We start from the raw sequence: 21,688 nt of genomic DNA, 5'->3' as shown, positions 1-21,688 counted from the left end.
CGACGGACGTGCCATATCGACACATCTCGACACGCAAGCATCAGGCCGTGTGCGGTTCGCTGGTAAGCGACTGCAAATTCACCGGCAAATTGTGCTCGACCGCGGAATAGAGGCCGTTGTAAACCGGCGCGATTTTTTCCAGATAGTGTTCAAGCACCTGGTGGCGATCGCGGGTGCTGACGTGGCCGTCAACCATGCCGTCGATCATCAGCTGCGCCTGTGCAATCCGCTGTCTGTCGCCGTCTTTGGTCTCGACGTGATACTCAATGACGTGGCTGTTAAAGGCATCGGCCAGGGTGACGTAAATCGTAAAGTGGCCGAACAGGATGAAGCACAAATCCTCTTGCGCCGCACAGCTCATCGCGTGGTGCAGATGGGCTTTTGACAGGGTGATGCCCTGAACCAGTGAGTTGCAGTAGAGGTGCCACTGCTCCTGTAATTGTTGATGGCGTTGCGCGATGTAATCCGCTTTTTCGCTAAGTTCCCAAATAGTCATCTCAGGTATCCGGTTATTGGAGATAGCGGCTGTTAAGCAGATTTTGTGCCAGTTTTTATATCACTGATAATTAACGATTTAAAAATAAAACAGACTGTCAAAATGCGTGTGTCGACGTGTCATTTCGTCAGCGCCGTCATCGACACTCCCTTTCCTAAATCAGGCTGGCATCGTTATTGCATAACCGCCCCAAATCACCGAGGAGGCGTCATGCACGAAATCACCCTCTGCCAGCGAGCGCTGGAACTTATCGAACAGCAGGCGAAGCAGCATCACGCAAAACGCGTCACCGGCGTATGGCTAAAAGTCGGGGCATTTTCCTGCGTCGAGCCAGGCGCCCTTACCTTTTGCTTTGAGCTGGTGTGTCGCGACACGCTGGCAGAAGGCTGCGAGCTGCATCTCGAAGAGCAGCAGGCCGAATGCTGGTGCGAGACCTGCCAGCAGTACGTCACGTTGCTGTCATCGAAAGTGCGAAGCTGCCCGCAGTGTCAGAACACCGGGCTTCGCATCGTCGCGGACGACGGTTTGCAGATCCAGCGCCTCGAAATAGACCAGGAGTAAATCATGTGTAGTACCTGCGGTTGCGCCGAAGGCAACCTGTATATCGAAGGGGACGAGCATCGCCCCCACTCCGCGTTTCGCTCCGCGCCCTTCTCTCCCGCCCCGCGTAAAGTGGCGGCGCTGACCGGCATCACCTTTGCCCCGAAGCAGTCTGACGCGGGCGATCTGCACTACGGCCACGGTGAAGCGGGCACGCATGCGCCGGGCATGAGCCAGCGCAAAATGCTGGAGGTCGAAATTAACGTGCTGGATAAGAACAACCAGCTCGCCGCCCGCAACCGCGCGCGTTTCGCCGCTCGCCAGCAATTAGTGCTGAACCTGGTGTCCAGCCCCGGTTCCGGTAAAACCACGCTGCTGACGGAAACCCTGAAGCGTCTGAATCACCGCGTCTCCTGCGCGGTAATCGAAGGCGATCAGCAGACCGTTAATGACGCGGCGCGCATTCGTGAAACCGGCACCCCGGCCATTCAGGTGAATACGGGCAAAGGCTGTCATCTGGATGCGCAGATGATTGCCGACGCCGCGCCGCGTCTGCCTCTTGCCGATAACGGCATTCTGTTTATCGAAAACGTCGGTAACCTGGTCTGCCCGGCCAGTTTTGATCTCGGCGAACGACATAAAGTGGCGGTACTGTCGGTGACGGAGGGCGAGGACAAGCCGCTGAAATATCCGCATATGTTTGCCGCCGCCTCGCTAATGTTGCTTAACAAAGTCGATCTGCTGCCGTATCTCAATTTTGACGTTGAGAAGTGCCTGGCCTTTGCCCGGGAAGTAAACCCGGATATTGAAATTTTGCTGGTTTCCGCCACCAAGGGCGACGGCATGGAGAGCTGGCTGGCCTGGCTGGAGAACGAACGATGTGCATAGGCGTTCCGGGACAAATCCGCGATATCGACGGTAATCAGGCCAAAGTGGACGTCTGCGGCATACTGCGCGATGTCGATTTAACGCTGGTGGGCGCGGTTGACGAAAACGGTGCCTCGCGCCTCGGCCAGTGGGTTCTGGTGCACGTCGGTTTTGCCATGAGCGTGATTAACGAAGCCGAGGCCTGTGACACCCTGGCGGCGCTGCAAAATATGTTTGAAGTGGAGCCAGACGTCGGCGCCCTGCTGTTTGGCGAGGAGCGATAAATCATGCGCTACGTTGATGAATATCGCGCGCCGGAACAGGTGATGCAGCTTATCGCACACCTGAAAACGCGCGCTGCCCGGCTGGATTACACGGCAGAGCGCCCGCTGCGCATCATGGAAGTGTGCGGCGGCCACACCCATGCGATCTTTAAATTCGGTCTCGATCAACTCCTGCCCGATAACATCGAATTTATCCACGGCCCTGGCTGTCCGGTGTGCGTGCTGCCGATGGGCCGCATCGACAGCTGCATTGAGATTGCCCGCCAGCCGGACGTTATTTTTTGCACCTTTGGCGACGCGATGCGCGTGCCGGGGAAAAACGGTTCGCTGATGCAGGCCCGCGCACACGGCGCGGATGTGCGTATCGTCTACTCGCCGATGGATGCCCTGAAGCTGGCGGCAGAGAATCCTGCTCGCAAAGTGGTCTTTTTCGGCCTGGGGTTTGAAACCACCATGCCCGCCACGGCCATCACCCTACAGCAGGCAAAAAAGCAGAATCTGACCAACTTTTTCTTTTTCTGTCAGCACATTACGCTTATCCCGACCCTGCGCAGCCTGCTGGACGAACCCGACAACGGGATCGATGCGTTTCTGGCGCCGGGCCACGTCAGCATGGTGATAGGCACCGAGGCCTATGGGTTTATCGCCGCAGAGTATCATCGCCCATTAGTGGTGGCTGGATTCGAACCACTTGATCTACTACAAGGCGTGAACATGCTGGTTGAGCAGAAAATAGCAGCCCTGAGTTCGGTAGAAAATCAGTACCGCCGCGTGGTCCCCGATGCGGGCAACCGGCTGGCGCAGCAGGCCATCGCCGAAGTGTTTAGCGTCGAAGGCGACAGCGAATGGCGCGGACTGGGTTTGATCGCGCAGTCCGGCGTGCATCTGACCGCCGCGTATCAGGCATTCGACGCCGAAGCGCATTTTCGCCCGCAGCCGCAGCAGGTGTGCGACGATCCCCGAGCCCGCTGTGGGGCGGTGTTAACCGGCAAATGCAAACCGCATCAATGCCCGTTATTTGGCAACACCTGTAATCCGCAAACAGCGTTTGGCGCGCTGATGGTCTCGTCCGAAGGGGCCTGCGCCGCGTGGTATCAGTACCGCAATCAGGAGTGTGAAGCATGAAGACGGTGGAAATGGCCCACGGCAGCGGCGGCCAGGCGATGCAGCAGCTGATTGGCCAGCTGTTTATGGCAGCCTTCGATAACCCCTGGCTGGCCGAGCAGGAAGATCAGGCGCGTATCGCGCTCTCGTCCCTCACCGCGCAGGGCGATCGGCTGGCATTTTCCACTGACAGCTACGTCATCGACCCGCTGTTTTTCCCCGGCGGTGATATCGGCAAGCTGGCGGTGTGCGGCACGGCGAATGATGTGGCGGTAAGCGGGGCGATCCCCCGCTATCTCTCCTGCGGCTTTATCCTCGAAGAGGGCCTGCCGATGGCAACGTTAACTACCGTCGTCAACAGCATGGCGCAGACCGCGCGCGACGCAGGCATCGCCATTGTCACTGGCGATACCAAAGTGGTGCAGCGCGGTGCGGCAGACAAACTGTTTATCAATACTGCAGGTATGGGCGCGATCCCGGCGGAGATCCACTGGGGCGCGCAGCAGCTTACCGTCGGTGATGTGCTGCTGGTGAGCGGCACGCTGGGCTGTCACGGCGCGACGATCCTGAATCTGCGCGAAGGGCTGGGGCTGGACGGCGAACTGCGCAGCGACTGCGCGGTGCTGACACCGCTTATCCAGACTTTGCGCAACTGCGCAGGCGTTAAAGCCCTGCGCGATGCCACGCGCGGCGGCGTAAATGCGGTAGCCCACGAGTTCGCCGCCGCCAGCGGCTGCGGCATTGAGCTGGTAGAAAGCCAACTGCCCGTCAAACCGGCGGTGCGCGGCCTGTGCGAACTGCTTGGTTTGGATCCGCTAAACTTTGCCAACGAAGGCAAACTGGTGATTGGCGTTGAACGCAGCGCAGCCGAAAACATACTGGCACAGCTGCGCAGCAATCCGCTGGGGCAGAACGCCGCGATCGTTGGGGAGGTGGTGGAGCGCAAAGGGGTGCGACTGACCGGCCTGTATGGCATCAAGCGCACACTGGATTTACCACACTCAGAACCGTTACCCCGAATTTGCTAGAACCGCGCGAAAAGCGGTCAGCACTGTTTCTCTTTTTTTGCCAGTTTCTTTGGAAGCGATATGTCGTATACACCGATGAGCGATCTTGGACAGCAAGGGCTGTTTGATATTACGCGTACACTTTTACAGCAGCCCGACCTGGGTTCACTGAGCGATGCCCTCACACGGCTGGTCAGGCAGTCTGCCCTCGCAGACAGCGCCGCGATTGTGCTCTGGAACAGCACCAGTCATCGCGCCAGCTACTATGCTACGCGCGATAACGGCAAGCCTGTCGAATATGAAGATGAAACGGTGCTGGCGCACGGCCCTGTGCGTCGTATTCTGTCGCGCCCGGACGCCCTGCACTGCAATTTCGACGAGTTTCGCCAGGCCTGGCCACGGCTTGCCGAAAGCCCGCTGTATGCGCCCTTCGGTCATTACTGTCTGCTGCCACTGGCGGTGGATGGGCGTATCTTTGGCGGCTGTGAGTTTATCCGTAACGCCGATCAGCCGTGGAGCGAGGCGGAGTACGAGCGCCTGCATACCTTTACGCAAATTGTCAGCGTGGTGGCGGAGCAGATCCACAGCCGGGTCACGGATAATGTCGACTACGATCTGCTGAGCCGCGAGCGTGATAACTTCCGCATTCTGGTCGCCATTACCAACGCGGTGCTCTCCCGGCTGGACATGGATGAGCTGGTGAGCGAAGTCGCCAAAGAGATCCATCACTACTTCAAAATAGACGCCATCAGCATCGTGCTGCGGGGTCATCGCAAGGGCAAACTGACCATTCATTCCACGCACTATCTGGATGAAACGAATCCGGCCCATGAGCAGAGCGAAGTTGACGAAGCCGGAACCTTGTCCGAACAGGTTTTCAAAAACAAAGAGATGCTGCTGCTCAATCTGAGCGAGCGCGACGAACTGGCCCCCTACGAGCGAATGCTGTTTAACTCCTGGGGCAACCAGATCCAGACCCTGTGCCTGCTGCCGCTGATGTCCGGCAACACCATGCTCGGCGTACTGAAACTAGCCCAGTGTGAAGAGCACATCTTTACCACCACCAACTTAAAGCTGCTGCGCCAGATTGCCGAGCGCATCGCCATCGCCCTCGATAATGCGCTGGCGTATCAGGAGATTCACCGCCTGAAAGAGCGGCTGGTGGATGAGAACCTGGCCCTGACGGAACAGCTGAACAATGTCGACAGCGAATTCGGCGAGATCATTGGCCGCAGCGACGCGATGTTCAGCGTGCTCAAGCAGGTGGAGATGGTGGCCCAGAGCGACAGCACGGTGCTAATCCTCGGCGAAACCGGCACCGGTAAGGAGCTGATCGCCCGCGCGATCCACAATCTGAGCAACCGCAACAGCCGCCGGATGGTGAAAATGAACTGCGCGGCGATGCCGGCAGGACTGCTCGAGAGCGATCTGTTTGGTCACGAACGCGGGGCGTTTACGGGCGCAAGTACCCAGCGCATCGGTCGTTTTGAACTGGCCGATAAAAGCTCGCTGTTCCTCGATGAAGTGGGCGATATGCCGCTGGAGTTGCAGCCAAAACTGCTGCGCGTGCTGCAGGAACAGGAGTTCGAACGCCTCGGCAGTAACAAACTGATCCAGACCGACGTGCGCCTGATCGCCGCCACTAACCGCGATCTGAAAAAGATGGTTGCCGATCGCGAGTTCCGTAACGATCTCTACTATCGCCTGAACGTGTTCCCGATTTGCCTGCCTCCCCTGCGCGAACGCCCGGACGACATTCCGCTGCTGGTCAAAGCCTTTACCGCCAAAATCGCCCGCCGGATGGGGCGCAATATCGACAGTATTCCGGCGGAAACCCTGCGCACGCTCTCCGCGATGGAGTGGCCGGGCAACGTCCGTGAGCTGGAAAACGTTATTGAGCGGGCAGTGCTGTTAACGCGCGGCAACGTGCTTCAGCTCTCTCTGCCGGAGCTGATGGTTGCAGAAAAACCGCTGCCTGCGGCAGAACTTCCGCAGGAGGGTGAGGACGAATACCAGCTGATTGTCCGCATTCTTAAAGAGACCAACGGCGTGGTCGCCGGGCCGAAAGGTGCCGCGCAGCGCCTGGGGCTGAAGCGCACCACGCTGCTTTCACGCATGAAACGGCTGGGTATTGAAAAGGATATGCTGGTCTAGACGCGATATGCCGTGCCCGGCACGGCATCACGTCTTCGGACGATATTTTTCCGGCAGCTCTGGCACCGGACGGCGATCGTCAATCAGATGACGAATCGTCAAAATCGGGTGACGCCACAGCATTCTCGGCCCTGCCCAGCGCATAATCTGCTTCATCTCTTCGCGTTTTGCGGGCTGGTAACAGTGCACCGGGCACTGCTTGCAAGCGGGCTTCTCTTCACCAAACACGCATTTATCCAGACGTTTTTCCGCATAGGCCTTCAGCGCCTGATAATGCCCTGCCTCATGTGTGGCCGCCGGGCATTGCTGTTCATACAGCGCAATCATTTTCCCGATAGTCTCTTTTTCGCGGGAGAGGCGTTTTCCTGACATGTCACGTTACCGGTTAATAAAGTGCATTTATAATACATTTTTATATCCCCTGTTTCAGCCCGATTTCATCATTTGCATTTCATTTTCTGAAGGCCGCTTCCAGTTTTAAACCGACTCCCGGCGCATTTTACTGGTATTTTATACAGGTAAATCTAAAGCCATCCTGACCGCTGTTAAGGGAGTTTTTATGTCTGACATGATCATTGCTCAACCCCATCGCCATCTTAAAGTGGGCTATTTCAGAAAGCGTCACGAAGATCGGAAGACCAAAATTCCGAAGCGCTACAGCGTACACCCCGCCCTCAGCCTGAAAGGCGACTGGCTGGAACAGGCAGGATTTAAAACAAATTCACAGGTGCGGGTGAGGGTCGAACACGGGAAATTGCTCATTGAGCTGATGGATGAAGCGGCGGCGTAAACTCGCGACTTTTTACTGCGCCACGCCATTTTTTCATGCGACAATAGAGGGAATTAACGAGCTGTGGGTCGCTCAAAACGCAACAATTTCAAAGAAATGGATATCATAACTCCATGAGCACAATCGACAATTTAACCGCGCATACCCCGATGATGCAGCAGTACCTTTGTTCAATAGTTAACTCATTGATATTATTTAACAATCATGTCGTTAACTAAATTTGGTATACATATGGGCTACATATTTAGAAAAAAGCAATAGTAGATAGCTTAGGGGAGTATATTCCAAGTCATCAAAAATAATGGAACGATACTTCTTGTTTACTCATATTTGAGTTATATTCTGAATAAGTATAGGTCAGCATCCTATTAAATAAAAAATAAATTTAATTCAGATGGAGAAAGAAATGATCAGTAGAGGCTCAGAATGGAATAAATGGGATCTTCATGTCCATACTCCTGCATCAGTTTTGAGAAGCGAATATGGAGACGACTGGGATAAATATATTATTGATTTATTCACTAAAGCTATCGAAGAAAATGTAAAAGTAATAGGGATTACTGATTATTTTTTCATAGATGGATATAAAAAGATAAAAAATGACTACTTAGCTAACCCTGAAAGAATGGAGCAATTATTAGGTACTGAAAAATATGAGTTAGTTAAAGAAATAAAGGTATTACCAAACATCGAGTTTAGAATTGATAAATTAGTTATCGGAAAAGAATCAGATTTAAAGTGGAATAGAAAAGTAAATTATCATCTCTTATTATGTGATTCTGTCCCTCCAGAAATCATAGAAAAAGAAATTATAAACTGTCTGAAATTTGATTTTTATTCAGAACCAGGTGCCAGGACAGACAGAAGAAACTTCACAAAAGAGAATATAATCGAATTTGGCGAAAAACTATGCCAACATCAAGATAATTTTGCTGGACAGAATCCCCTATTTGTAGGGATGATAAATTCATGCTTCAATCTTGATGAACTCAAAGACATATTAAACACGAACGGAAAATTTAAAGGAAAATATATATTAGCTTTACCAGCAGATGAAGATCTAAGTAAAGTCAGTTGGAAGAGTCAAGGCCATGGCGTTCGGAAGCATCTCATAATGCAATCACACATGCTCTTCACTTCAAATAGTGGCACAATTGATTTTTGCAAAGGTGAAAAACACGAGACGATAAGAGACTATCTGAAAGAGTTTGGAAACCTAAAACCTTGCGTTTGGGGTTCAGATGCACACTCCTCAGATAAAATGTTTAAACCTGACGATAATAGACATACTTGGATAAAAGCTAATCTCAGCTTCAATGGGCTAAAACAAATAATATATGAGCCTGAGTCGAGAGTTAAAATCCAAGAATCTCACCCGCAGACAAAAGCCGGATATCAAACGATATTAAGAGTAAGGTTCATATGTGAAGATAAAAAATTCCCCAAAGATTGGATATATTTAAATAAAGATTTGAATACAATAATAGGTGGAAAGTCTTCTGGAAAATCACTTCTACTTTACTTCATTGCAGCGGCTATAAATAAAAGTGCTGTTTTAGAAAATATAAACTTAGCTGACACCGACAACTATGATACAAAAGGTATTGACTTTGAGGTAGAGTGGGATGATGGAAGTATTAGTTTGCTCTCTAACTTAGAGGATACAAAACCTATAACTTACATACCTCAATTGTACATTAATAAACTTGCGGAAGTTGAAGGAAAAAATCAGCTCAAAAAACTTATCGAGTCGATTCTGAAGCAGAATAGAGATTTTTATGAGTTTAGTGAAGTAAAAGAATCTGAAATTAAGTTAAAAAACAAAGAGATAAAAGAAAAAATTGAACTTCATCAGTCATTCTCAGATAATTACACAACATTATGTGAAGAAAGAAATAAGATTGGTGATAAATCCTCGATTGAAAAGGAGATCAGTTCATTAGAAGAACAATGTAAAAAACTAAGAGAAAAATCAGGATTCAATCAGCAGGAAATAATAAAATACAATAAGCTAAATGCCATTATAAAAAACTCTGAAAATAGACTAAGAGTAGTTGATAACTATCATTTAAACTCCACAAAGCTAATAACTGGCTTACACGAAAGATTTCTAGATTACACTGATGCTTTAAAATCTGATTTAGCATCCTCATTAAGTGTTGCTGATACTGCTATTTTTTCCAAAAAATACTATGCCATTATTGAAAAAGGTATGGAAAGCATTCGCTTAGAAACTCAAAAGCATTTTGAGTTGAAAACAAATAAAATACCAGAACTTATCGATAAAATCACACAAATAAAAGAAAAATCAGAGTTAGAGATCACTCCTTTATTATTAAAAGTTAAGGAAAAAGAAAGCCTCGACTTATTTACCAAAAAAATAAGTATTGAAAGAGAAAAACTAAGTAAAATAAATGGACTGCAACAAGTAATAGATAAATTATTAGTAGATGCAAAAGATAACCTTTCTAATTTACAAACAAATTATGCAGAATTAATGTCTTTATATCAAGACTACATTATTGAGTTATCATCAGAGCAATATAGTATTTCTGATGATATGAAAATAATCCCTAAACTCAGTTTCAATAAAGATGGATTTGATAAATTCATAGATAATTATGACATGAGAGGAAATTTACAACTTTTAATGGGTGATGCATATGATCCTAAAGAAATTTTTGCTTTTGATGTAGAAAACCATATAGAAAAAATAAATACCATTTTTGCAAATACAAAGAAAGAAACTTGTCCAAAATTGAAAAAAGGAATTACTAAAAAGGATATCCTTTATACACTCTACGATGACTATTTCTTCATTGATTATGAAATTATCTATAATAATGATGAAATAATAAAAATGTCTCCGGGTAAAAGAGGGTTAGTTCTTTTGAATTTATTGCTGCACCTGAGCAATGCATCGCATCCAATACTCATAGATCAACCAGAAGATAACTTAGATAACAGAACTATCTATGAACAGTTGAACAGGTTCATTAAGCAACGCAAAAAAACGAGACAAATAATATTGGTTACTCATAACGCAAACCTTGTTGTTTCCGCTGATTCAGAATGTGTTATTGTTGCAAACCAATCTGGTCAAATCAAAGATGGTGAGAATGAAGAGTATCAGTTTGAATATATCAATAATGCACTTGAAAATACTTTTGAAAAGATACAGGATACTTGCCTTCTTAAGAGCATGGGTATAAGGCAGCATGTATGTGAAATTCTGGAAGGAGGTCAAGATGCATTTAAAGAAAGAGAAATAAAATATGGCCTGAAATTCTAAATTTTCTATAGGGTTGTTAGCAAGGGCTAACTTATCGAAGCTACGCTTCTAAAGTTGACCTTGCTTTTTCGCCCTTCGGTTGAAAAAGAAAAACTGCCCCATCAAAATGTTTATTTGCTATCAACCTCATGGCTTCGCTGTTTTATTGACATTTATCACAAATAGAATATATCTATATATAGCATAAGGATTATGCAGATAACTAACATATGAAAGGAGTTCGTATGGATAAAACATTAAATTATATAAATAAAAGTAAGTTATCAGAGAATTTGCTAAGAACACATTGTGTTAGCGTCAGGCTAAATAATGATGAATTGCAGCTTCTCAACACCAAGCGTGGCGAAACAAGCAAGGGAGAATGGCTTCGATTAGCTTCACTTGACAAGTTTCCACCAATAGTTCCCCCAATAAATATAGAAGCATGGAAATCTTTGTCTGAAATCTCTCAGAAGCTGAACATCCTGGTAAGTCATCTTGAAAGTAAAAGTGATGGAAGCACATTAACAAAAACGGAGATCTTTGCAGTTAAGCGTCAGATATCAGAGCTTCGCTTCTGTCTTACATCTTCGACCGCATCTGTCAGGTAGGTTGCATGAAAGGGATGCAAAAGATCAAAAGAGGAAAAACCTTTAACGGGCTAATTTCTTATTTATTAAAACCTGCTTCGCACCACAAATCAGCTCCATATGTGATCGGAGGCAATGTCATAGAAAGCTTCGCAGAAGCACTAAGTGCAGAGTTCAATGCGACAAAGCTTCTACGTTCAGATGTCAGCAAACCTGTATGGCATAACTCTTTACGTCAGCCTGTTGGTGAGAGTTTACCAATACAGAAATGGAAAAAGATAGCTGATGAATACATGAAGCGTATGGGCTTCTCTGAAACGCATCTACGTGCATACGTGCTTCATGATGATGAAGATGGCCAACATATCCATATAGTAGCAAGTCGCATAGATGCTACATCGGGGAAGCTGTATCTGGGAAAAAACGAGAACCTTATCAGCACTCGTATCATCCAGGAACTTGAAAAAGACTACCAGCTAACAAGAACTAAAGGAACTGATGCCCTGAAACCTTCTTCCTCACCTGCCAAACGTAAAAAATCACGTAATGAGACCATGCTGGAAGACAGAACTGGCGAGAAATGCCCAAAGACGATCATACAGGAAGCTATAGATACACTAATAACCAGCAAGATTTCCGAAGACGAGTTTGTGCAGCAGCTTGCAGCTCAGAAGATAAAAGCAATCCCCAATAGGGCTTCAACCGGAAAAATGAACGGTTTTTCGTTTGAGTACGCCAACATCTCATTCAAGGCTTCTCAGCTTGGTAAAAAGTATTCATGGAAAAACTTAGAGCCGTTCATCATCATTGATTCCCCGACCATAGTTAACAGGAAAACCGAGACATCTAGTTTTTGCGTTGGAATGGATGTGGAAGACATACAGCTTGTCTCACCTGAGGCTGTCTCATTTGTAGTTGATGATAAAATCTGTGGTAAAAGCTATGTGGACGTAGCGATGCGATGGATAGAAACCATTCCCTGGGTAGACAAAATAGTTAACACCGTCAAAAAACTACGTAATCCATTGTTAAGGGAGTTTAAACACCCTCCCAAGATTTTTTCTGCTTCACCACTTTCTATAGGCCTACCATCTCTTCCGTCTGTTGAAAAACCTGTGAAAACAAACATTTTTAGACTGAAAATTTAGCTTAAAACAACCCATAACCCCCTATGATGTTGATTTTATGACAAAATTATTGATCGTTATAATCGATCGATTAACCATTCATGATAGCTAACACCTATCAAATTGCAAAATATCGATCGGTACAAATGATTTGATAACTTTACAGCTTTGTACAAAATGTACGTTGAAGGAACTATCGGCTAATAGACTGATTTTACTAGCCTATTTTTAATATCGTTCTATCATACAGGAAAAACCGTATGAAATTCTTCATGATGAAGCGTGTATTGCTGGCGATTGCACTCCCTGTACTTGTCGCTTATTTTGGTGGAAGTAAGGTCATGTCAGTTTATTGGGTGCCCCTGTTTTTTATCAGTGCAATGCTCTGTGCAACAGCTTTTGGTAAATATGTTGTCAGGAAAAACAATGATGCTACATTCAATTATCTGAATGAAAATAATGATGGGATCTATATTCATAAATTCAATGATTGTGAAATCCGGTTAGACACAAATAAACAAGAGGTCTTTCTTAAAAATAGTGAAGGAGCAAATACTTATTCTTTTGATGATATTAAAGAATGGAGCTACAACATCACACATGGTGGTGAAATTTCAGGTGGTGGTTTAAAGGGTATCAGTGAAAACGGCAAAATATTAGGTCAAAATATTGCTGAGTCAGGTTTGTTTATCCGAGTGAAAGACATTAAAAACCCTGAATGGCACATCCAGTTCTATCCCCGCAATGATTCTTATAACTCTCGTAAGGGTCTTAATGATCTCAAAGCACAACTTAATCAATGGATTGAGATCTTTGATCAAAACTTAAATGCAGCATGAAATTAAGCATCTTATGCTTAAAACAGAATCTATATGGGGACAGATTCTGTTTTAAGTGTTTTTATTATAGTTAGCTGCATAGCTGAGATTTTTTTCTTTTAATGACCTTGCCAAAACCATCCTATCATATTTTCTTTTTTCGTTAATGAAAAAATTTTCACTATTTGTTTTGTTATTCAAAATAAAGTGAATAAGAAGACTGCACATTCTTCTTATTTTATCAGAATCGACTACTCTATTTTCTATATTGTTTATGAAGCAGTAATAAGAGGTAAGCATAAAAGATAAAACGACATCTCTGTTAGCTAACTCTATATTATCAATGTCATTTTTATACTTTATATAAAACCCAACACAAAATAGGTAAGATTTATCTATTATGTCAGATTCTGACAGCCCAGACTCTTCGAGCTTTTTAATGAAGCGTTCAAAGAGTATTAGAAAACGCTCCATGCTATTTAGCTTTTCCATAACTTGCATCCTTGCAATTAATAATATTCCCTCTTGTATTTAAATATCACAAATCCAGAAAAAATCAATATGAGTGCAAGAATTTTCCTACGACACTCATTAAACATGTTCAAACTATTTTACCGTCTTTAATTTTTTAAGTAGATTGTAATCATACTAATGTTATATTGTTTCAGGAAACTCGTATAAGAATATCTATGAGATAAGCCATATCGTTTATTGAATATCTATAAAGAAAGATTGAACGATATAAATATCATACCCTACAGCATTTTTAACAGCAATAGGGTATGTATAATGTATAGTATCTGTGGGTATGGCGTTAATATCTACAAAAGTGCAAAAACATATTCGATCCATTATCTACCACTCTACTATTTTTCAATTATCACAACATCATAAGACTCTTTTTCTTGTGTTTCATGAAATGCCAGGGTTAGCTTTAATCGATTTAACAAGTATGTAAGCCTTTCTAATTTCTGACTTGCTAAATTATACTTATCCTTATTAGAGATTGTATCCTTAGCCAGTTCTATCAGAGCCTTTGTGCTAATAATATTTTCTTTTGAAAATTCAGAGCGATGCTTAATATCATCAGGTGAATGACGTTTTTCACTTAAAAAAATCATTTTCCGATGGGCTAATATTGTTATTGCTACATATGTTGCAGTTTGGAACCACCCTCTATAGTCTTCTTTTCTTGGTTTATATATAACAGTTCGATTTCCTATTTTATGTCCTATATCCATTGCGACAAGAAGGTCATCAGGAATAATAAGTTGTTTGCATTTTTGTATAACTTCATCACTTTGGAAACTAATACCACCGATCTGGTGTGCAAATTTATTTCTGACTGAAATTAATGTCTTTAATAATTTTTTATCAAAGGTTGACAATAGACCTAAACTGAATGCCATTTCTATCTTGTTAGAGATATTCGAAAGTGGTCCATTACTGGAGAATATATTCTTACGATCAGTTTTACTTTCAAAAGGGACAAAAAATGTCTCAAGTAAATCCTCCATTAAGAGATCAATCATAGAGGCTGCAATTACAGTTATTCCTCTATCACTACTTCCTGAAAACTCTTTTTTTATTTCGCCAAAGATCGCAGAAACCGAGTCTCTATCCTCTTTGCTCTCACAAAGCAATTCCCTTATATCCATAACCCCTCCGCACAAACTTTACAGTATAATATCAATTCTCTTGCTAAATTTATATGAAAATTACATTACTCTACAGTCCAAGCGTTCAACATTGAAAGGAAAATTCCCACACGCAGAAAAAGAGGTCTTAACGACTATGTTTTGTACATTTATTTTTTAGTATAATCTTAGAACTACCCTATCTAAGAGAATTATTTACAGTCAAGATTCAATTCAATCATATCACCTTCTCTGCTTATCATCTCTCCCGCGATCTATCTTGGGCAAAGGTTCTTCTAATTGATGCTCTTTTATATCATATATATATGCATTAAATTGCCACAGGACAAATTTTTCTTTTAATTTCCTATTTTCATCTTCGAGATGTTTGATTCTTGATTCCAAATTGAATATTATTTTTGATGCATTAATTAGACTGGATGGTTTTTTAAACTTATTGGCATTGTCGACAATCCCCTTTTTCTTGCTTAGGTAGGCATTTGCAATATCTTTGTGATAGGACAGAGTTTGCCTACTCGGTCGGGATTTAAGAAATGAAGAACATTCTTCACAAAGTTGATCCCATGTAATTGATGAATCACTCCATCCCCATATCGTATTAAGTATCAGATTCTTTTCACTTTTAGTTAGTTTTTTTTGAATTTAGATTCTCCATATTTCGGTTTAAAGTTCTTTGTTTTCCTGTTATCCTTGAAAGATGCGTGAAGTTTGTGCTGTCTAATCTGATATATGAACCATCAGGAATCCTTTCATTTTCCAATATACCAATCAATTCAACTAATCTTTCTTTGGTCCTTGCGTGAATCATTAACCATTGATCATTTTTCATCTGCTGAATATCTCCATTCATTTTATCTGAAACCTTATCGATAAATTTGCTTATTTCTACAAGCCTGCTTTTTAGCCTCGTTAAATTTTCACTATTACCTTTTATACAAAGCTGCTCAGAGCAATTAACACAGTCTCTAAATTTTTCGCATGAGGATATTACATAATCATGTGTAAAATAACCGAATTCAGTGATATGAAGTGAATTTCCACTGCTTGGTATTGCGCCATGAATATAGGTCTTATCTTTATAATCACCCTTTTCAGTTATAATGAAGCTTTCTGACTGTTCTTTCAGAGATTCATATTTTTCTAAGATTTCTTCCTCGCTAATATGGTTGTAAACTCGGTTCTGTTTTACATTCACTTTTCCAGACCATTTAGCTATTTCTTCATCACTTAGTCCCTGCCTCTGTGCAAGAGTATTGAGTAGATGCCTTATTTGATGAGAATTAAATCTAATGGTACTTCCATCTGTTTTTTTGTACCCATGCCTTTTGAAAAAATTAGACTTTTTCTCATCATTACTAAAACCAGAGTAAAATGCCGTACTATTAACTGAACATAACTGTATTATATTATCAGACTTTCTCGGATGAAATGCATCCTTAAAAAATAAGAAAAGTAAGTTACTGTACTTTATATTCTTAAGTTTGTCATACCAAGGAAAATTAGGTGGAAGCCTTTTCCTTAATTTTGTCCATAAAGATTGTAATGAATATGAATAATCCTCTGATTTTAATGATAATCTATTTAAAATTTTTACACAGTTTTCTTTTGAGTGATTTTGATTACTAATAATTTTAATAACTTGAACTGCCGTTAGCAATTGATTTTCGGTATGCCCCTTAGATTTACAGAAACTGTTAAAATCCAACTCCATCATTTTGGAGAAATCTCGCGCATCATGTGTAATAGATAATATTCTTTCAATTGCAATTTTAGTTATAGGAGCCATCACTGTAGGAATCCATTTAATATCCCCACCATAACCTTTCCCTGCCCAGAACCTTAAGCCATGTTTAACATCTCCGTTTCTTGTAATCTGCTGTATTTCACAATCTACTGGTAATGAAAAAACCTCAGAAATTCTTGATGGCGCAGACATTAAAAGCACGATAACAGATGTAGTGAAAATGTCTCTTTTATCAGTTAATGCTCTGCTAAAGACCTCAGCAAATGCATTCAAAGCAATTTCATCTGGAAGTTTGCCTTTATGGATACCTTTACCGTCATAGACGAAATAATCTCGTTCATCCCTTAATGGGTTTCGCCACGAAAAGATATTTTTTGTAGTAAGATTATTATCTACAATAAACGATACAACTTGCATTAAAGAATTCCCAATAGCATAAGCTTTATTGTGGTCGAGTCTATTTTTTAAAGCATATATTGATTCATTTAGAACATTAATATTTATTTTGGAAATATCACAGTCGCCATTAATTTTGATCAGCGTAGATTCAAGAATTCTAAGCGCCGAAATGGACTGTTTGATTTTTCTTTCATTATATATACACTCATGAACCATATATGACTTAGCAAACCCGAGAAATTTATCATCCATTATGATTTTACTTCTTGTTCCCTTTTTATAAGATAATTTAGTAAATCTAACCTCCTTGTTATGTAGCATCCAAAAATTGCAATCCCAATTGACATTCGTATTCTTTGTTAAAGTATTTTTCATTCTACAGATTAATGCGTTTAAATTTTCATAAACTACACTCCTCAATACTGACTTCATATTCACTACATTTGTCATATTATTCCTCCTATTGTTCTAATCTCGTTGCATTTAATAACCACCTCTCTTACAGCAGAAATCGTTCTATCAAGAGATGTAGCTATTTTTATATCTTTTGTAATCGCAGCCATTCTTTTTCTTTCTCTTATTAGAAAGTCATACACATCTTGATGCGGTGCATCTACCCAAGGCTTAAAATAAATACATGTATAGCATGGGATAGGCACCATAGCAGCACAACTCTTACAGTTGGAACAGTTTCCTGAATCTATACCCTCGTGATTTTTTATTTTCTTTTGAGCATCATTTTTATATATAACATGCCCTTTAAATGCATTCACATACTTTATAACTTCCGTTGTCATAACCTCATCAATCCTTTCTGCATACTCTGGAACATTTTTTACATAACAGCTAACAAGCCTCGTTGATCTATGATCTAAAAGCTTCGCTATAATATACTCACTATAACCTTCTTGGGCAGCTCTTGTGCCAAGTGAATAGCGAAAGCGTCTTGCGTTAATAGAAGAATCATCCTTTATAAAACCAGTTTTTTTCGATATTTTTTGTATGGCAGTGGTAATTAAATTAGATTTAATATGAAATATATCTTTTTCTAAAAGTGCTAAAAGATTAGCTTTATTTTTATTTTTCTCAAGCGCGACAACATCAATAAATAAGGGCACCTCCTTTAATTCATAATTATCCACACACCTGCCAAGATAGTTTTCAACAATTTTAATACTTCTCTCACCCAGTATCACGATAATATCGTGCAAGTCTTCAGTTATTTTCAACTTTGTAAATTCAGAACGAAATACTCCACTATGTTTTGCTCTTGGATAATTGATGAAAAACTCATTACCTGTATCATGCAACATGCCCACCACATCTTTTAATTTCAGATGCGATGTCTGAATAGGTCGCCTACCTGTATATGAGGTTATTAACGCCATAGCTAATTCTTCAAATGTTATATCCCCATCTTCATAAAGCCACATGGCCCCTTCATTAAAGGCAATTACCTCATTATCACTAAATGGTCCTTTTTTCATATCTTTAATTTTTATCGCTTTACCAAGTTCCATTCTTTTAGGTTTGCCTTTATATAGACAGTTCACTTGATTTTCCGAGACACCTGGAAGTTCTAAATTAAACCACTTACGGAAAAAAACTCTTATACTATTAATATAGTCCGGCTTTTTTAATAAATTTTTACTATGGTACTCTCTAACAGACTCATCAGTGATTATTCCTTTATCTGTTGTCTTAATATAGTCATAAAATGCCCAAAACATTTTCTTTGTATAGGATGATGATCTTGTAATTGCAAAATTGGCTAAAACATCCAAGAAATACTCATGATGTCGTTCATCTAATATATTTAAAACATTCAACATATTAAGCTTGATATTCTTATCTAAAATCCATATATCTTCGTTTTTAAAGAATTCGTAATGACTGTTTGAAGTAATAAATGGATTTAAAAGGCCTTTACTTTCTCTATTTATTTTCATCCTTCCTCCTTATTGTTTTATTTAATCGTTCCTGTAATCTCAATGAGGCTTCATTCGCTTTTTCATTAATAAAGCGTTTATTATATATACTGGCAGTACCAGAGTTTTCTTTCCAGCCCATTAGCCTCTCTCTCATTTTTTCCTGTTGATTCTCGCTGACTTTCGTTGGCATCGAATCCATTAATTTAGAAAAGTTGTAATTCCATGTATGACGGAATTGATGTCCTCTTAAATTGTTAAGTAAAGGATCGCACAAAGATATTTTTGAAATTATTTTGTGATAAGCAGACATAGAAAGTGGATTTCCTTGAGTTGGACCAGGTTTATAAGATAAGAATAAAAACCCATCGTTTCCTTTGGAAAGTTTACTTCTATCAAAAACAATATAATTATAGATTTTTAAAGCTACCGTTTTATCTAATGAAACCGTTCTACTTAATGTCTTCACTAAAGGCTGGTTAATCCTTGAATCATTTACTTCATCTGCTCTCCTTTTAATTCGAATTCTATTTTTTTGGAAATCTATATCTTCAATTTTTATATTTAAAAGTTCACCACAACGTACTCCAAGCTCATATAACATAAGAACTAATATTTCGTTCCTCTGTCTTACGTAAATTTCAAATGGGTTACTATTTGAATGAGGATCAATTACATCCATAATAATTTTTATGACATTTTCAGGAATACCATCATTCTCATAAGTTCTATCTTGCCTCTTAGGTATTCTTGGTTTCCTTTCTTTGATAGAACGAACCATTTTTTCAGCATTTAATATATTAATTTCTGGTGTATCATATCTATACAGCGTTTCTGATAACCACAATAAATAACCAGCGATGGTATTTAACCTGTGATATAAGGTTAATTTTGATATACTTGGTGAACGTATACGCCTTGAACGTTTTTTTGTTAAGAAAATGAACAAGCGATCAATTTCAGAATTCGATATGAATCTATTATGTAAAATACGTTCATCAATCGATATATTATTTTCTCGTAAAAATCTATAAAATAGAGACAATGTTAAGGCTGCCGCTTCCATTGTTAGCACAGAACACCCCCTATTCCTTAACTTAATTGTTAAGTATAAATTAGGGTAAAAAAGAGGGGCTTTATTTTCGTTATCCATAATGATGCAATATCGTTCTCCTGATGTTAGAACAAACTTATTAATACCTATACTTGTCATAATATTTCCTTTTTTTTGCATTTTTATTAGGTGTAGCAAATCATTTATTTTTAACAACATTACACTTTGCATTTTCATCATTTTTTCATTATTGAATACAGCCCAGACTTAGATTAGAGATAATATCGGATAATCTGTCTTTAAAAATTTTGCATTCCCCCTATAGGGGGATAGAGAATCTCTTCTATATACCTGAGAGTTAAAAATACATTGTCAAACCCACTGTTTTAACCATTGCTCATTTTAAATGTAAAAGATAAAGCAAAGATTACACTGTCGAACAAAATTAAATTTGCTAAATTTTCTCTAAATATCTAATCACATCCTAATCAGTAATTTCAAATTTATTTTCAGAAATAGATTGAAAATGATAAAATGCACCAACCTCTATCACTCATTCCAAATTGAATTTTTATGAAAAAAATAACTAAGCCAACAAAAAATACTATATTTATTGTGGCAGCTCTTGTTGGAATTTGTTCCTACATTTTTCCCAGAAACCCTGATACTCAAAAGACAGATGATATAGTTGGTGTATGGACATCTGATTATTCATATGGCACACAGGGTGTTCTTGCTGGAGTGAATGTGAGAACTTCATATTTTTCTAATGGGAAATATAATGTGAATGGTCGAATGTCTTTTAAGATAGATAATGCAAATGCAAAAACAACCCTTGTTGACTATTATATTAGTGGTGCTGGAGAGTGGGTACTTCACGATAAAGAACTGATAGCCACACTTAGCAGCCTGAAATCAATTCCAGACCGGATTGTCTCTGATGGAAAAGACTTCGATATTCAGGATCTTGAAATATTAGAAAATATCATGCGCAAAAAATTCCCAACTATCGAGGAAAGAATGGCTCCAGGAACAAGCCAGTCCTACATCATCAAAAATGACAGTCATAATCAAAAGCTACTGGAGGTAGTAAATCCGTTTGGGAACAACTTTGACATAATTATAACAAGAGAGAAATAGGGCTGGGATTGATAGTTATATATTTTTTAATTGAATGGCGCGATTTACATACCAGCAATCTTTCTAAGGGGGTTATTATTTTCATCTGATTCACTAAAATATCCTCATCTTATTTTAGGAGATAGCAAATAAAATAAGATGAGATTATATTTAATTATCTATGAAGCCATTCTAATAGCAACACCAATAATTGCCATACACATGCTTCCTGCTAATAACGCAGCAAATGCATATGTATATTTACTAAATTTAGCAAACAACCAGATATATCTCATAAGTGAGATCGATGCTATTGATATAGATGAGGCAAACATTAAAAATGCATACACTCCTGAAATAAACCAGCCTGTTATATCATAAACATCTTTTAAAGTGAATAATAAAACTGACAAATAAAAAGCAGATAATGCAAGTCCACTTAAAAAATCATATAAGTCAATGTAGGTAATATTTTTATCTTTGTCCGGCAAGCCAATAAAAGCCTTAAAATTTTCATTGCTAATTTTTGCTAAAAACCGTCCTATGAATGGAGAAAGGATAGCGAAAAGCATTATAAAATGTATGAATAACAACATTAATTTTATTCTGCTATCCACGGATTCATTCATCGGCCAATTATAGAAAATTTCATAATCCATTTTCACAAGCAAGAGCAGACATAAAATTGATGGTAGATAGTCCGAAAAAAATATTGTCCGTATCCATTTTAACATTTGT

Annotated in this window: 20 protein-coding genes; 12 read left to right on the top strand and 8 right to left on the bottom strand. The window is 41.0% G+C overall.

Annotation, left to right across the window (positions count from 1 at the left end):
* Window positions 1-40: 40 nt before the first annotated feature.
* Window positions 41-496, bottom strand: a complete 456-nt coding sequence (gene hycA, locus OVA10_RS07150) for a formate hydrogenlyase regulator HycA (RefSeq protein WP_100779153.1) — start codon at window positions 494-496, stop codon at window positions 41-43.
* 210 nt (window positions 497-706) lie between these two features.
* Here hycA and hypA point away from each other — a divergent pair, with 210 nt between their 5' ends.
* From hypA to flhA, 6 genes are read left to right on the top strand one after another with little or no spacing between them, the layout of a single operon-like run.
* Window positions 707-1,057 carry a hydrogenase maturation nickel metallochaperone HypA gene (hypA, locus tag OVA10_RS07145; RefSeq protein ID WP_107702949.1) on the top strand — a complete coding sequence of 117 codons (351 nt, stop codon included), beginning with the start codon at window positions 707-709 and terminating at the stop codon, window positions 1,055-1,057.
* Window positions 1,058-1,060: 3 nt separating this feature from the next.
* Window positions 1,061-1,924, top strand: a complete 864-nt coding sequence (gene hypB / locus OVA10_RS07140) for a hydrogenase nickel incorporation protein HypB (protein WP_268195685.1) — start codon at window positions 1,061-1,063, stop codon at window positions 1,922-1,924.
* Window positions 1,915-2,187 carry a HypC/HybG/HupF family hydrogenase formation chaperone gene (locus OVA10_RS07135; RefSeq protein WP_268195684.1) on the top strand — a complete coding sequence of 91 codons (273 nt, stop codon included), beginning with the start codon at window positions 1,915-1,917 and terminating at the stop codon, window positions 2,185-2,187. The genes hypB and OVA10_RS07135 overlap by 10 nt, the downstream gene beginning before the upstream one ends.
* 3 nt (window positions 2,188-2,190) lie before the next feature.
* A complete protein-coding gene (gene hypD, locus OVA10_RS07130) occupies window positions 2,191-3,312 on the top strand; it encodes a hydrogenase formation protein HypD (protein ID WP_102105436.1) in 1,122 nt (373 codons plus the stop codon).
* The gene (gene hypE / locus OVA10_RS07125; protein WP_268195683.1) at window positions 3,309-4,319 is read left to right on the top strand and encodes a hydrogenase expression/formation protein HypE; all 1,011 of its coding nucleotides are present in this window, start codon (window positions 3,309-3,311) and stop codon (window positions 4,317-4,319) included. Before hypD ends, hypE begins: the two co-directional genes overlap by 4 nt.
* Before the next feature lie 60 nt (window positions 4,320-4,379).
* Window positions 4,380-6,452, top strand: a complete 2,073-nt coding sequence (gene flhA, locus OVA10_RS07120) for a formate hydrogenlyase transcriptional activator FlhA (protein ID WP_194512069.1) — start codon at window positions 4,380-4,382, stop codon at window positions 6,450-6,452.
* Between the two features lie 27 nt (window positions 6,453-6,479).
* On the opposite strand, the gene OVA10_RS07115 is transcribed toward flhA, so the two are convergent.
* The gene (locus OVA10_RS07115; RefSeq protein ID WP_100779146.1) at window positions 6,480-6,824 is read right to left on the bottom strand and encodes a nitrous oxide-stimulated promoter family protein; all 345 of its coding nucleotides are present in this window, start codon (window positions 6,822-6,824) and stop codon (window positions 6,480-6,482) included.
* 187 nt (window positions 6,825-7,011) lie between these two features.
* On the opposite strand from OVA10_RS07115, the gene OVA10_RS07110 reads away from it, so the two are divergent.
* The 5 genes from OVA10_RS07110 to OVA10_RS07090 all read left to right on the top strand — a co-directional run bounded on the left by OVA10_RS07110 (window position 7,012) and on the right by OVA10_RS07090 (window position 13,069).
* A complete protein-coding gene (locus OVA10_RS07110) occupies window positions 7,012-7,242 on the top strand; it encodes a SymE family type I addiction module toxin (RefSeq protein ID WP_102105440.1) in 231 nt (76 codons plus the stop codon).
* 406 nt (window positions 7,243-7,648) lie between these two features.
* Window positions 7,649-10,534 carry a TrlF family AAA-like ATPase gene (locus tag OVA10_RS07105; RefSeq protein WP_268195682.1) on the top strand — a complete coding sequence of 962 codons (2,886 nt, stop codon included), beginning with the start codon at window positions 7,649-7,651 and terminating at the stop codon, window positions 10,532-10,534.
* Window positions 10,535-10,758: 224 nt separating this feature from the next.
* A complete protein-coding gene (locus tag OVA10_RS07100; RefSeq protein WP_268195681.1) occupies window positions 10,759-11,124 on the top strand; it encodes a hypothetical protein in 366 nt (121 codons plus the stop codon).
* 5 nt (window positions 11,125-11,129) lie between these two features.
* Complete coding sequence (locus OVA10_RS07095; protein WP_268195680.1) at window positions 11,130-12,251, top strand: relaxase/mobilization nuclease domain-containing protein; 1,122 nt, start codon at window positions 11,130-11,132, stop codon at window positions 12,249-12,251.
* A gap of 239 nt (window positions 12,252-12,490) precedes the next feature.
* Entirely contained in the window at window positions 12,491-13,069 is a 579-nt protein-coding gene (locus OVA10_RS07090; RefSeq protein ID WP_268195679.1) for a DUF4755 domain-containing protein, read from the top strand.
* Between the two features lie 51 nt (window positions 13,070-13,120).
* Here the strand turns inward: OVA10_RS07090 and OVA10_RS07085 are convergent, their stop codons facing one another.
* The 5 genes from OVA10_RS07085 to OVA10_RS07065 all read right to left on the bottom strand — a co-directional run bounded on the left by OVA10_RS07085 (window position 13,121) and on the right by OVA10_RS07065 (window position 20,071).
* Entirely contained in the window at window positions 13,121-13,540 is a 420-nt protein-coding gene (locus OVA10_RS07085) for a hypothetical protein (RefSeq protein ID WP_268195678.1), read from the bottom strand.
* Window positions 13,541-13,914: 374 nt separating this feature from the next.
* Window positions 13,915-14,706 carry a hypothetical protein gene (locus OVA10_RS07080; RefSeq protein WP_268195677.1) on the bottom strand — a complete coding sequence of 264 codons (792 nt, stop codon included), beginning with the start codon at window positions 14,704-14,706 and terminating at the stop codon, window positions 13,915-13,917.
* 622 nt (window positions 14,707-15,328) lie between these two features.
* On the bottom strand, window positions 15,329-17,299 hold the full coding sequence (locus OVA10_RS07075; protein WP_268195676.1) for a hypothetical protein: 1,971 nt from the start codon (window positions 17,297-17,299) through the stop codon (window positions 15,329-15,331).
* On the bottom strand, window positions 17,296-18,798 hold the full coding sequence (locus tag OVA10_RS07070; protein ID WP_268195675.1) for a site-specific integrase: 1,503 nt from the start codon (window positions 18,796-18,798) through the stop codon (window positions 17,296-17,298). Before OVA10_RS07070 ends, OVA10_RS07075 begins: the two co-directional genes overlap by 4 nt.
* Entirely contained in the window at window positions 18,785-20,071 is a 1,287-nt protein-coding gene (locus OVA10_RS07065) for a tyrosine-type recombinase/integrase (RefSeq protein ID WP_268195674.1), read from the bottom strand. The genes OVA10_RS07070 and OVA10_RS07065 overlap by 14 nt, the downstream gene beginning before the upstream one ends.
* A 333-nt stretch (window positions 20,072-20,404) precedes the next feature.
* Between OVA10_RS07065 and OVA10_RS07060 the strand changes: the two genes are divergently transcribed.
* Window positions 20,405-20,971, top strand: coding sequence for a hypothetical protein (locus OVA10_RS07060; RefSeq protein WP_268195673.1), 567 nt, complete (start codon window positions 20,405-20,407; stop codon window positions 20,969-20,971).
* A gap of 158 nt (window positions 20,972-21,129) precedes the next feature.
* Here the strand turns inward: OVA10_RS07060 and OVA10_RS07055 are convergent, their stop codons facing one another.
* Window positions 21,130-21,684: a hypothetical protein gene (locus OVA10_RS07055; RefSeq protein ID WP_268195672.1), complete on the bottom strand. Its 555-nt coding sequence runs from the start codon at window positions 21,682-21,684 to the stop codon at window positions 21,130-21,132.
* Window positions 21,685-21,688 lie beyond the last annotated feature (4 nt).

Origin of the sequence: Lelliottia sp. SL45 (assembly GCF_026672535.1) — a bacterium.
Lineage (GTDB): Bacteria > Pseudomonadota > Gammaproteobacteria > Enterobacterales > Enterobacteriaceae > Enterobacter > Enterobacter nimipressuralis.
Note: the sequence above shows the minus strand (reverse complement) of the source record. Positions and strands in the feature narration are given on the sequence as shown.

Coding starts and splice junctions, on each gene's coding strand:
- OVA10_RS07075 (WP_268195676.1), bottom strand. CDS start 17,299: ATGACAAATGTAGTGAATATGAAGTCAGTATTGAGGAGTGTAGTTTAT.
- hypA (WP_107702949.1), top strand. CDS start 707: ATGCACGAAATCACCCTCTGCCAGCGAGCGCTGGAACTTATCGAACAG.
- OVA10_RS07100 (WP_268195681.1), top strand. CDS start 10,759: ATGGATAAAACATTAAATTATATAAATAAAAGTAAGTTATCAGAGAAT.
- OVA10_RS07110 (WP_102105440.1), top strand. CDS start 7,012: ATGTCTGACATGATCATTGCTCAACCCCATCGCCATCTTAAAGTGGGC.
- flhA (WP_194512069.1), top strand. CDS start 4,380: ATGTCGTATACACCGATGAGCGATCTTGGACAGCAAGGGCTGTTTGAT.
- OVA10_RS07070 (WP_268195675.1), bottom strand. CDS start 18,798: ATGAAAATAAATAGAGAAAGTAAAGGCCTTTTAAATCCATTTATTACT.
- OVA10_RS07105 (WP_268195682.1), top strand. CDS start 7,649: ATGATCAGTAGAGGCTCAGAATGGAATAAATGGGATCTTCATGTCCAT.
- OVA10_RS07065 (WP_268195674.1), bottom strand. CDS start 20,071: ATGATGAAAATGCAAAGTGTAATGTTGTTAAAAATAAATGATTTGCTA.
- OVA10_RS07090 (WP_268195679.1), top strand. CDS start 12,491: ATGAAATTCTTCATGATGAAGCGTGTATTGCTGGCGATTGCACTCCCT.
- hypE (WP_268195683.1), top strand. CDS start 3,309: ATGAAGACGGTGGAAATGGCCCACGGCAGCGGCGGCCAGGCGATGCAG.
- OVA10_RS07095 (WP_268195680.1), top strand. CDS start 11,130: ATGAAAGGGATGCAAAAGATCAAAAGAGGAAAAACCTTTAACGGGCTA.
- hycA (WP_100779153.1), bottom strand. CDS start 496: ATGACTATTTGGGAACTTAGCGAAAAAGCGGATTACATCGCGCAACGC.
- OVA10_RS07115 (WP_100779146.1), bottom strand. CDS start 6,824: ATGTCAGGAAAACGCCTCTCCCGCGAAAAAGAGACTATCGGGAAAATG.
- hypD (WP_102105436.1), top strand. CDS start 2,191: ATGCGCTACGTTGATGAATATCGCGCGCCGGAACAGGTGATGCAGCTT.
- OVA10_RS07080 (WP_268195677.1), bottom strand. CDS start 14,706: ATGGATATAAGGGAATTGCTTTGTGAGAGCAAAGAGGATAGAGACTCG.
- hypB (WP_268195685.1), top strand. CDS start 1,061: ATGTGTAGTACCTGCGGTTGCGCCGAAGGCAACCTGTATATCGAAGGG.
- OVA10_RS07135 (WP_268195684.1), top strand. CDS start 1,915: ATGTGCATAGGCGTTCCGGGACAAATCCGCGATATCGACGGTAATCAG.
- OVA10_RS07060 (WP_268195673.1), top strand. CDS start 20,405: ATGAAAAAAATAACTAAGCCAACAAAAAATACTATATTTATTGTGGCA.
- OVA10_RS07055 (WP_268195672.1), bottom strand. CDS start 21,684: ATGTTAAAATGGATACGGACAATATTTTTTTCGGACTATCTACCATCA.
- OVA10_RS07085 (WP_268195678.1), bottom strand. CDS start 13,540: ATGGAAAAGCTAAATAGCATGGAGCGTTTTCTAATACTCTTTGAACGC.